Source organism: Pseudodesulfovibrio aespoeensis Aspo-2, from assembly GCF_000176915.2.
GTDB lineage: Bacteria > Desulfobacterota > Desulfovibrionia > Desulfovibrionales > Desulfovibrionaceae > Pseudodesulfovibrio > Pseudodesulfovibrio aespoeensis.
The window spans coordinates 2,037,178-2,049,065 of record NC_014844.1; the positions used below are offsets into that span (position 1 = coordinate 2,037,178).

5 protein-coding genes, 2 tRNA genes and 2 rRNA genes are annotated in these 11,888 nt (G+C 58.3%); 3 read left to right on the top strand and 6 right to left on the bottom strand.

The window, feature by feature from the left end:
- Positions 1-33: 33 nt before the first annotated feature.
- The 5 genes from DAES_RS09285 to asnS all read right to left on the bottom strand — a co-directional run bounded on the left by DAES_RS09285 (position 34) and on the right by asnS (position 6,805).
- Positions 34-2,971 (bottom strand): 23S ribosomal RNA (locus DAES_RS09285).
- A gap of 81 nt (positions 2,972-3,052) precedes the next feature.
- Positions 3,053-3,128: transfer RNA gene (locus DAES_RS09290), tRNA-Ala, on the bottom strand.
- 16 nt (positions 3,129-3,144) lie between these two features.
- Positions 3,145-3,221, bottom strand: a tRNA-Ile gene (locus tag DAES_RS09295).
- 60 nt (positions 3,222-3,281) lie between these two features.
- A 16S ribosomal RNA gene (locus DAES_RS09300) occupies positions 3,282-4,833 on the bottom strand.
- Together the 16S and 23S rRNA genes with 2 tRNA genes alongside form the textbook arrangement of a ribosomal RNA operon.
- A gap of 604 nt (positions 4,834-5,437) precedes the next feature.
- Positions 5,438-6,805, bottom strand: a complete 1,368-nt coding sequence (asnS, locus tag DAES_RS09305) for an asparagine--tRNA ligase (RefSeq protein WP_013514777.1) — start codon at positions 6,803-6,805, stop codon at positions 5,438-5,440.
- Positions 6,806-6,957: 152 nt separating this feature from the next.
- Here asnS and ftsY point away from each other — a divergent pair, with 152 nt between their 5' ends.
- Both ftsY and DAES_RS09315 read left to right on the top strand, forming a co-directional pair.
- A complete protein-coding gene (gene ftsY / locus DAES_RS09310) occupies positions 6,958-8,331 on the top strand; it encodes a signal recognition particle-docking protein FtsY (RefSeq protein ID WP_013514778.1) in 1,374 nt (457 codons plus the stop codon).
- A gap of 24 nt (positions 8,332-8,355) precedes the next feature.
- Positions 8,356-9,825: a 30S ribosomal protein S1 gene (locus tag DAES_RS09315; protein ID WP_041271398.1), complete on the top strand. Its 1,470-nt coding sequence runs from the start codon at positions 8,356-8,358 to the stop codon at positions 9,823-9,825.
- Positions 9,826-9,914: 89 nt separating this feature from the next.
- Here DAES_RS09315 and DAES_RS09320 read toward each other — a convergent pair whose 3' ends face one another.
- Entirely contained in the window at positions 9,915-10,784 is an 870-nt protein-coding gene (locus DAES_RS09320) for an RluA family pseudouridine synthase (protein WP_013514780.1), read from the bottom strand.
- Between the two features lie 169 nt (positions 10,785-10,953).
- Between DAES_RS09320 and DAES_RS09325 the strand changes: the two genes are divergently transcribed.
- The gene (locus DAES_RS09325; protein WP_013514781.1) at positions 10,954-11,844 is read left to right on the top strand and encodes a DMT family transporter; all 891 of its coding nucleotides are present in this window, start codon (positions 10,954-10,956) and stop codon (positions 11,842-11,844) included.
- Positions 11,845-11,888: the final 44 nt, after the last annotated feature.

Sequence of the window (11,888 nt, forward strand, 5' to 3'; positions counted from 1 at the left end):
AGTAATAGGGGGAAGAGAGAATTCCTATAATTGTCAAATAAGCCGCACGATCTATTAGTACCGGTAAGCTGAACAACTCGCGCTGCTTACACCTCCGGCCTATCAACCTTGTGGTCTTCAAGGGATCTTCAGGGACTAATGTCCAGGGAGAACTTATCTTGAGGCTGGCTTCCCGCTTAGATGCTTTCAGCGGTTATCCTATCCGAACATAGCTACCCTGCAGTGCCACTGGCGTGACAACAGGAACACCATAGGTTCGTCCACCCCGGTCCTCTCGTACTAGGGGCAGACCCTCTTCAATTCTCCTACGCCCACGGAGGATAGGGACCAAACTGTCTCACGACGTTTTAAACCCAGCTCGCGTACCACTTTAAACGGCGAACAGCCGTACCCTTGGGACCTGCTTCAGCCCCAGGATGTGATGAGCCGACATCGAGGTGCCAAACCGCGTCGTCGATGTGAACTCTTGGACGCGATCAGCCTGTTATCCCCGGCGTACCTTTTATCCTATGAGCGATGGCCCTTCCATGCGGAACCACCGGATCACTAAGACCAACTTTCGTTCCTGCTCGACATGTCTGTCTCACAGTCAAGCTCCCTTATGCCTTTGCACTCAACGGCTGGTTTCCAATCAGCCTGAGGGAACCTTTGCAAGCCTCCGTTACTTTTTAGGAGGCGACCGCCCCAGTCAAACTACCCACCAGACACTGTTTCCAAGCCGGATGACGGCATTGGATTAGATATCTAAGTAATCAAGGGTGGTATTTCAAGGTTGACTCCACGCACTCTGGCGAGCACGCTTCAAAGTCTCCCACCTATCCTACACATGATTAATCAAATACCAATGTCAAGCTGCAGTAAAGGTGCACAGGGTCTTTCCGTCCTTCCGCGGGTACCCAGCATTTTCACTGGGAATTCAATTTCACTGAGTCTCTGGTTGAGACAGTGGGGAGATCGTTACGCCATTCGTGCAGGTCGGAACTTACCCGACAAGGAATTTCGCTACCTTAGGACCGTTATAGTTACGGCCGCCGTTTACCGGGGCTTCAATTTAGAGCTTTGACCGAAGTCTAACCCCACCTCTTAACCTTCCGGCACCGGGCAGGCGTCAGTCCCTATACATCGTCTTACGACTTAGCAGAGACCTATGTTTTTAGTAAACAGTCGCCCCCCCGATTATCTGCGTCTCAAAACCGCTCATTTAGTAAATAAAATCACGGTTCTGAGCACCCCTTATTGCGAACGTACGGGGTCATTTTGCCGAGTTCCTTAACCAGAGTTCTCTCAAGCGCCTTGGTCTGCTCGACCCACCTACCTGTGTTGGTTTGCGGTACGGTACGCATGTGCTAAACTTAGAAGCTTTTCTTGGCAGCATGGAATCAACGGCTTCAGTCGGTTTAATGACACGGCATCACATCTCGGCCTTAGAGAAGAGCGGATTTGCCTGCTCCTCAAGCCTACCTGCTTGCACCGGGATATCCAACACCCGGACCGTCTATCCTTCTGCGTCCCTCCATCGCACACACATGCATGTACAGGAATATTAACCTGTTTCCCATCGACTACGCATTTCTGCCTCGCCTTAGGGGCCGACTTACCCTGGGAAGATTAACTTTACCCAGGAAACCTTAGGTTTACGGCGAATATGTTTCTCACATATTTTATCGTTACTCATGCCAGCATAATCACTTCTCATTAGTCCAGCAAACCTCACGGTTCACCTTCATCCCATCTGAGAACGCTCCCCTACCGCTCATAGTAAACTATGAACCCAAAGCTTCGGTACAATGCTTAGCCCCGTTACATTTTCGGCGCAGAATCGCTAGGCCAGTGAGCTATTACGCTTTCTTTAAAGGATGGCTGCTTCTAAGCCAACCTCCTGGATGTATCAGCAACTCCACCACCTTTCCCACTTAGCATTGATTTCGAGACCTTAGCTGTTGGTCTGGGCTGTTCCCTTTTGGCCATGGACCTTCGCACCCATAGCCTGACTGCATGACATCATCTTACGGCATTCGGAGTTTGATAGGGGTTGGTAACCTGGTGGGGCCCCTAGCCCTTTCAGTGCTCTACCTCCGCAAGACTAATCACACGCTATACCTCAATATATTTCGGGGAGAACCAGCTATCACCGGGTTTGATTGGCCTTTCACCCCTATCCACAAGTCATCCAAATCGTTTTCAACCGATACTGGTTCGGTCCTCCACTTGATTTTACTCAAGCTTCAACCTGCTCATGGATAGATCACCCGGCTTCGGGTCTACTCCGCAGTACTTGACGCCCTATTCAGACTCGCTTTCGCTACGGCTACACTTACGCTTAACCTCGCACTACAGAGTAACTCGCTGGCCCGTTATGCAAAAAGCACGCGGTCACGGAACAAGTCCGCTCCCACAGCTTGTAGGCACAAGGTTTCAGGTTCTATTTCACTCCCCTAACAGGGGTTCTTTTCACCTTTCCCTCACGGTACTGGTTCGCTATCGGTCACTAGGGAGTATTTAGGCTTGGGAGATGGTCCTCCCGGATTCCCACGGGGTTTCTCGTGTCCCGCAGTACTCAGGTACCGGCTACGCCGATTTCGATTTAAGGTACGAGGCTTTCACTCTCTATGACCAGGTTTCCCAACCTGTTCCCTTATCTAATCACGGATCGATTATGCCGGCCCTACAACCCCGCAAGGACGAATCCTCACGGTTTGGCCTCTTCCAGGTTCGCTCGCCGCTACTACCGGAATCTCTTTTGATTTCTTCTCCTGGAGGTACTGAGATGTTTCACTTCCCTCCGTTCGCCTCTCAAGGCCTATGTATTCAGCCAAGAGATACATGGATATGACTCCATGTGGGTTTCCCCATTCGGAAATCCCCGGGTCAAAGGATATTTGGCTCCTCACCGAGGCATATCGCAGCCTATCACGTCCTTCATCGCCTCCTAGTGCCAAGGCATCCACCTTGTGCCCTTAGTAACTTATTCAACTAGGAATTCTCTCTTCTTACCCTATTTAACTGTCAAAGATCTTGCGGCCTGGCTGGTGCCGACTCCCGCCTGCCCTCCTGGTGGAGGTGGAGGGGATCGAACCCACGACCCTCGGCTTGCAAAGCCGATGCTCTCCCAGCTGAGCTACACCCCCTTTTGGAGGACAAGCGTGGTGGGCCTAGATAGATTTGAACTATCGACCTCACGCTTATCAGGCGTGCGCTCTAACCAACTGAGCTATAGGCCCCTTGGCCGCGCAAGAAACAAATCGTCCTTGCAATTAAATAGCGAGTTGAGCTTACTCTATAAAGGAGGTGATCCAGCCGCAGGTTCCCCTACGGCTACCTTGTTACGACTTCACCCCAATTACCAGCCCTACCGTAGACGACTACCTCCCGAGGGTTAGTCTGCCGTTGTCGGGTAGAACCAGCTTTCGTGGTGTGACGGGCGGTGTGTACAAGGCCCGGGAACGTATTCACCCCGGCATGCTGATCCGGAATTACTAGCGATTCCAACTTCATGCAGTCGAGTTGCAGACTGCAATCCGGACTGGGATGCATTTTTTGGGATTGGCTCCACCTCGCGGTCTCGCTGCCCTTTGTGTGCACCATTGTAGTACGTGTGTAGCCCTAGGCGTAAGGGCCATGATGACTTGACGTCGTCCCCACCTTCCTCCCGGTTGACCCGGGCAGTCTCACTAGAGTGCCCACCATTACGTGATGGCAACTAGCAATAGGGGTTGCGCTCGTTGCGGGACTTAACCCAACACCTCACGGCACGAGCTGACGACAGCCATGCAGCACCTGTCACTGAATTCTCCGAAGAGCACTCCTCCGTTTCGGGAAGATTCTCAGGATGTCAAGCCTAGGTAAGGTTCTTCGCGTTGCATCGAATTAAACCACATACTCCACCGCTTGTGCGGGCCCCCGTCAATTCCTTTGAGTTTCAGCCTTGCGACCGTACTCCCCAGGCGGGATATTTAACGCGTTAACTGCGGCACCGAAGGTAACCCCCGACACCTAATATCCATCGTTTACAGCGTGGACTACCAGGGTATCTAATCCTGTTTGCTACCCACGCTTTCGCACCTCAGCGTCAGTTCTCGTCCAGTTGGCCGCCTTCGCCACCGGTGTTCCTCCAGATATCTACGGATTTCACTCCTACACCTGGAATTCCGCCAACCTCTCCGAGACTCCAGCGCACCAGTTTCAAACGCAATTCCCCGGTTGAGCCGAGGGCTTTCACGCCTGACTTGATGCGCCGCCTACGTGCGCTTTACGCCCAGTGATTCCGATTAACGCTCGCACCCTCCGTATTACCGCGGCTGCTGGCACGGAGTTAGCCGGTGCTTCCTTTGGAGGTACCGTCAGTGAAAGGGCGTATTATACCCTAACAGTTTCTTCCCTCCTGACAGCGGTTTACGACCCGAAGGCCTTCTTCCCGCACGCGGCGTCGCTGCGTCAGGGTTTCCCCCATTGCGCAATATTCCCCACTGCTGCCTCCCGTAGGAGTCTGGGCCGTGTTTCAGTCCCAGTGTGGCTGATCATCCTCTCAGACCAGCTACTCATCGTAGCCTTGGTAGGCCATTACCCCACCAACAAGCTAATGAGACGCGGACTCATCCCAAAGCGGCAGCTTATAAATAGAGGCCGCCTTTACCACATAAAGCTAAATATGCAGGATATCCGGTATTAGCAGTCGTTTCCAACTGTTATCCCGATCTTCAGGGTAGATTATCCACGCGTTACTCACCCGTGCGCCGCTCTACTCATTCTCCGAAGAGAACTTTCTCGCTCGACTTGCATGTGTTAAGCACGCCGCCAGCGTTCAATCTGAGCCAGGATCAAACTCTCCAGTTGATAAACTTGGAGAATGTGATCACTCATCTACTCGTTATTAAACGGGCTGTGATTTCGTGATCTTATTTGCTCAACTCGCTATTTAATTGTCAAAGACCATTTATTCTCGCGTCTCTATGAACGCCCTGCGCGATGCAGGAAAGTACAATCTAGATTTTTCCAGATCGCCCGTCAACCCTTTTTATCATTTTATTTAAAACGACTTTTGAGGTCAACCATTCAATTTAACTTGAGAAAGAACAAGCCGCCGGGTCATCCTGTCGGGCTTTCCCGTGCGGCGAAAGAGGTTCTAGGTGAAACGCTTCCAGAGGTCAAGCGGTTTTTTCCAGGAAAAGACGCCTTTTCTTTTCAAAGTTCTCAACATATTGATTTTAAAATGTATTTTTAACGATCTAAATCCGATTTTTTTGCACCGACGCGGTTGCTCCCCCCTTCAATTCGCTCTTTTGACCAAAGGAACCAAGTCCGATGCCCACCAACGGGTCGTCCCCTCCCCTCTCGACTCCTCGGCATTCCCAGAGAGTGCATATTATAGTAATGCACACACCAAAAACAAAGGCCCGGCTTGGCAGCCGGGCCTTGTCGTGCAAAACGGGCACTGCCGCTAGAACTCAAGGCTGTTGGGCGTCCTGGGGAACGGCATGACATCGCGGATGTTGGCCACGCCCGTGACCAGCATGAGCATGCGCTCAAAGCCCATGCCGAACCCGGCGTGCGGGGCCGTGCCAAACCGACGCGAATCCAGATACCACCAGTAGTCTTCCTCGTGAAGGCGCATCTCCTGCATCCGGGCCAGGAGCATGTCCAGGCGTTCCTCGCGCTGGCTGCCGCCGATGAGCTCGCCGATGCGCGGCACGAGGCAGTCCATGGCCGCCACGGTCCTGCCGTCATCGTTGAGCCGCATATAGAACGGCTTGATGACTTTGGGGTAGTCATGGACATAGACCGGCTTTTTGAACTGTTCCTCACACAGGAACCGCTCGTGCTCGGTCTGGAGGTCCATGCCCCACTCCACCGGATACTCGAACTCCTTTTTGGCGTTCTTGAGGATGTCGATGGCCTCGGTGTAGGGCAGCCGCTTGAAAGGCTCCTTCAGGATGTTCTCCAGGGTCGGCATGAGGTCCTTGTCCACCCATTTGGCGAAAAGATCCACGTCGTCGGGGCAGTTGTCCAGAATGTGGGTGACGAGGTACTTGATCATCTCCTCGCCCAGGTCCATGTTGTCGGCCAGATCGGCAAAGGCCATCTCCGGCTCGATCATCCAAAACTCGGCCACGTGGCGCGGCGTGTTGGAGTTCTCGGCCCGGAAGGTCGGCCCGAAGGTGTAGACATCGCCCAGGGACAGGGCGAACATCTCAGCCGAAAGCTGGCCCGAGACCGTGAGCTGCGCGGGTTTGCCGAAGAAGTCCTTGTCCGCCGATTCTGTCGAACCGGGCTCCAGGCTGGTGACGCGGAACATCTCGCCCGCGCCCTCGCAGTCCGAGCCGGTGATGATGGGCGTGTGGATGTAGAAGAATCCCTTGTCCGCAAAGAATTTGTGGATGGCCTGGGCCAGCTCGGAGCGGATGCGAAACATGGCCCCGTATTTGTTGGTGCGCGGCCTCAGATGGGCTATGGTGCGCAGAAACTCGTCGCTGTGGCGCTTCTTCTGCAAGGGGAAGGTCTCCTGGTCGGCCTCGCCCAGCACTTCCAGACCGCGGCCCCGGATCTCCCACTTCTGCCCCTTGCCCGGGGACTCCACCAGCGCGCCGGTGACGCAGACCGAGGCCCCGGTGCCGATCCGGGCCAGGGCAGCCTCGATTTCGGGCGTGTGATCGACCACCGCCTGGATGTTGAGCAGGCCCGACCCGTCGTTGAGTTCCAGAAAGGAGAACCCCTTGCTGTCTCGCTTGGTGCGCACCCACCCCTTGATGACGATCTCGTCCATGGGGCCGGTGGCGGCCAGCGCCGCTTTGATCTTTGTTCGTTTCATGGTGCACTGTCCTTGGAAGTTTTTCCCGGTTCTAGCCGGTTCAACCCGGCTTGGCAACGGTCCGCGCGGATCATTTCATCTATTGCCACCCGGTGGCAGGTAAGCTATGAGAAACCCCCGAGCGACAACGACAATCACCCTATGAGGAGCGGATGGGATTCTTCAGCAAACTGAAAAAGGTCTGGCAAAGCCCCGAGGACATAGCGCAACAGGCCCTGGACGACTACAAGCGGGAGCGCGGCCTTGACGCGCTGCCCGAACCCGTAGCGCCAGAAGCCGCGCCAGATTCGTCCGTCAAGACAGGATCGCTCCCAACCGCGCCTGCCGGGCAGGACTGGCAGACCGGCCTGACCCTGGCCCTGCGCCAGGCCGAGCCCAGACTCTCCCAGTGGCTGACCATCATCACCGAGGGCGTTGACGAAAAAAGCCCCCTGCTGTGGGAGCGGCTGGCCTTTCTCTTCAAGGCGCTCGGCGCGCCCGAAACCGAAGCGCGCGAATTCATCAGCCGTTTCGAGACTTGGCTCGACGAGATGGGCTACCAGTCCGTGGCCGACTTCAAGTCCGAATTGCAGTTCCGGCTGGCCCTGGCCCTGGAACTGGAAGACGAGGAGGACGAGCGCGACCGCCTCTTCCTCAAGCTCTCCGACGGCATCGCCAAGACCCGCGAGCAGATCACCAAACGCATCGACGGCCTGCTCTCGGCCCACTCCAGCCTGAACGACGACTTCTGGGACGAATTCGAGGAAATCCTGATCATGGCCGACGTGGGCATGGAGGCTGCGGGGCAGCTCATGGACAACCTCAAGGCGCGCGCCCGCAAGGCCGGAACCGACGACCCCGAAGACTTCAAGGAAATCCTGCGCCAGGAGCTTGAGGAGATATTCAGGTTGCCGCCGCGCATCGAGGCCGTGAACCCGCCCGAGGTGCTGATGATGGTCGGCGTCAACGGCGTGGGCAAGACCACCACCATCGCCAAGCTGGCCTACCGGGCACAGTTGCAGGGCCGCAAGGTGCTCATCGCGGCGGGTGACACCTTCCGCGCTGCGGCCATCGAACAGCTCGAAGTCTGGGCGGGCCGCATCGGCGCTGGATTCTTCGCCAAGGCCGAGGGATCGGACCCGGCAGCCGTGGCCTACGAGGCCATGGACAAGGCCGTGAGCGAAGGGTATGATCTCTTGTTGCTCGACACCGCCGGGCGGCTCCATACCAAGGTCAACCTGATGGAGGAGCTGAAAAAGGTGCAGCGCGTCCTGGGCAAGAAACACCCCGGCGCGCCCCATCGCTGCATCCTGGTCATCGACGCCACAACGGGCCAGAATGCCCTGGCGCAGACAAAACTTTTCAACGAAGCCGTGGGCTTGGACGAAATCATCCTGACCAAGCTCGACGGCACGGCCAAGGGCGGCGTCGTGGTGGCCGTGACGCTCCAGAACAAGCTCCCCATCACCTTTGTGGGCCTGGGGGAAAAGATGGAAGACCTTCGCCCGTTCAACGGCAAGGACTTTGCCAAGGCCCTGCTCACCTAACCATTTTACAAGACGGTTGAAAACGTGTCCGAAGAATTCAAGGATCGAAACGGCGTGGAAGAGGGCGAGGCGAGCTTCGCCGAACTGTTCGAGCAGTACAGCGACGGCGGCGGCGACAGCCTGAACGTCGGGGACAAGGTGTCCGGCACCATCATCCAGGTGGGCGAGAACGCCATCTTCGTCGATACCGGCACCAAGCTGGACGGCATTGTGGAGCGCGAGGAGATGCTGGACGAGGAAGGCAACTGCACCGTCAAGGAAGGCGATGTGGTCGAGCTCTACGTCGTGGGCAGCGACTCCGGCAGCATCAAGCTCTCGCGCGCCCTGTCGGGCATCGGCGGGCTGAACATGCTCGAAGAGGCCAAGTCGGGCGGCCTGCCCGTTGAGGGCAAGGTCGAGTCCACCTGCAAGGGCGGCTTCAACGTCGCCCTGATGCAGCGGCGCGCCTTCTGCCCGGTCAGCCAGATCGACAACCGCTTTGTCGAGGACGCCGAGACCTATGTGGGCAAAACCCTGGAATTTCTCATCACCAAGCTGGAGCAGCATGGCCGCAACATCGTGGTCTCGCGCCGCGCCCTGCTGGAGCGCGAAACCGCGGCGGCCACCGAGTCCTTTGTCGCCGGGACCAAGGTCGGCGACGAGGTGGAAGGCACCGTCACCCGGCTGGCCCCATTCGGCGCGTTCGTGGAGATCATGCCCGGCCTTGACGGTCTGGTCCACGTCTCCCAGATATCCCACGCCCGGATCGGCCACCCTGAGGAGGCTGTCACCGTGGGCCAGAAGATCAAGGCCAAGATCGTGGGTATCGAGCAGACGGACAAGCCGGGCCGCCTGAAGATTTCCCTGTCCATGAAGGAACTGGCCCAGGACCCCTGGGACACCATCGCCTCCACCTTTGCCGAGGGCGACAAGGTCACGGGCAAGGTGGTCCGCCTGGCCGACTTCGGCGCGTTCGTGGAGATCGCTCCCGGCGTGGACGGCCTGGTCCACGTCTCGGAGATGAGCTACACCAAGCGCGTCAACAAGCCCGCCGACTTCGTGTCCGAGGGCCAGCAGGTGGCCGTCAAGATCAAGTCCATTGATCCGCAGACCCGGCGCATCGGCCTGTCCATGAAGGACGCCGAGGGCGACCCGTGGATGGACGTGGCGGACAAGTACCGCCCCGGCCAGAAGGTGCAGGGAATCGTGGAGAAGCAGGAACAGTTCGGCATCTTCATCCAGCTTGAGCCGGGCATCACCGGCCTGCTGCCCAAGTCCGTCATCGCCCGCAGCGAAAAGCCCGCCGTGTTCGAAAAGCTCCACTCCGGCGACACCGTGGAAGTCTTCATCGGCGAGGTCAAGGCAGCCGAGCGCAAGATATCCCTGACCACGGGCGACGCGCAGGAAAACGGCGACTGGAAGCAGTTCGCGCCCAAGAAGCAGGCCGCCTCGGCCCCGTCCGGCATGGGCATGCTCGGCGCAAAGCTCCAGGAAGCCCTGGATAAAAAGAAATAGCCGCCCGATCACCTTGAGCACAAAGGCCCGGCCCGCACCATGCGGACCGGGCCTTTTCGTTTCTCAAGCCCGTCATCTGTCCGCCGTGATCACCAGGGCGGATCGGCCTGGGCGCAGAAGCCCGGCAGTTCGATGCGCTGGTGATGGAGGTGCAGGAGCGGCCCACTGCCGATTTCCTCGCCGCCCGTGGCGGCATCCGGGACGCCGTACAGGGTGTCCCCGACAATGGGATGGTCCAGGCTGGCCAGATGCGCCCGGATCTGATGGCGCGCCCCTTTCATGATCAGACAGCGGACCAGGGTGGTGTCGCGGTCGTGATCGTGGGCCAGGGCATTGACGCTGGTCCAGCGGCGGGCGTCCGCGTCCTCTTCGGCCAGCGCGCGCGTCCTGGGGCGGTCATCGGTGTCGAGCCGGTTGCGCACGCTGATCATGCCGTCGAGCCGCCCGTGCACCACGGCGAGGTAGAACTTTCTGACCCCGCCCGCCTCCTCGCTGGCGCGGTACGTCTCGGCCCCGTCAGGCCCAAGGGCCACGAGAAGCAGGCCGGAGGTGGGAAAATCGAGCCTGTTGAGCAGCACAGGGGCCGCATCCGGGAAAAGCGCGGGCAACGCAGCTTCCACACTCAAACCGTCCTTTCCGGCAATGGCTGCGGAGTGGACCCCGCCGGGCTTGTACACGGCGGCAAAAAGATCGGTACGCTCGACGACACGCAGTTCCGGGATGTCTTGGGGCATGAGGTCCGCCATCCTGTCGGTTGGAGGTGCGAGAAGGGCAAGAACCTGACCGGACCGGACCTTGTAGCCCGGCCCTCTGGCCCGGCCATCCACCGTGACCTGCCCGGCCTCGCACAGGCGACGCCGCAGCCGCAGGCCGGAACCGGGTATCAGCCCGGTCATGGCCCGGTCCAGGCGCACCCCGGCAAGTCCGGGTGCAACAATGCATGTCTCACGCTGGGGCATGCCGTTACACTACCCTCACAAGCGATTGACACGCAAGGAATTATCTCCCCTTTGACGGGGGCGCGGAAAACCCCTAAACCAGGATGGCGAAGCGCCACACACCCCGCTCACAAGGAGTCCCCATGCACGCCAGCACCCTGCCCGCCACTGTCACGACGGATCGCAACTGATGGACATTCGCGGCCTTTTCTACGTCCTTGCTGCGGCCCTGATGTGGGGCGTCATCGGCATCTTCGCCAAGGAGATCCTGGCCGAAGGCGTCTCGGCCCTGGAGATTGCCTTCTGGCGCGCCACCTTCGGCTGGCTGCTGTTCCTGGTCCACGCCCTGATCATGAGGCAGACCAGGGTCACACGCAGCGACCTGCCCGCCCTGTTCGGATTCGGCTTCATCTGTGTAACCCTCTTCTACGGCGCCTACCAGATCGCCATCCGCGACGTGGGCATGGCCCTGGCCGCCGTGCTCCTGTACACGGCCCCGGCCTGGGTGGCCTTCCTGTCATGGCTGGTGCTCAAGGAAGGGATGACGCCCGTCAAGATGGTCTGCGTGCTCATGACCATCGTCGGCGTGGCCAGCATCAGCCTCGGCCCAAAACTCATGAGCGGCGGCACGCTGGACATCAATCTCGTCGGCCTGGGCGCGGGGCTGCTGTCCGGGTTCACCTACGCCCTCTACTACATCTTCGGCAAAAAATACCTCTACCGCTACCATACCCCGACCATCTTCGTGTACGCCCTGCCCTTTGGCGCGGCCCTGCTCTTTCCATTCGTGGATTTCCAGCCCAAGTCAGGGTATGCCTGGATCATGCTCTTCCTCATGGCCGCGGTCACCGCCTATGGGGCCTTCCTGGCCTATTATGCGGGTCTCAGGCGGCTGGAGGCCACAAGAGCCTCGGTCATAGCCACCTTCGAGCCGGTGGTGGCGGCGGTCTTTGCCTACTTCCTCTTCGGCGAGACCTTCTCCCTGCCCGGCTACCTGGGCAGCTGCCTGATCATCGGGGCCGTGATCCTGGTGGTCGTGTCCGGCTCAAGACCCAGCCGGACCGTGTCGGAAGACAGCTGAGCGCGAAACCGGGGATCAATCCGTCTGCTGACGGCGCGCGCCCA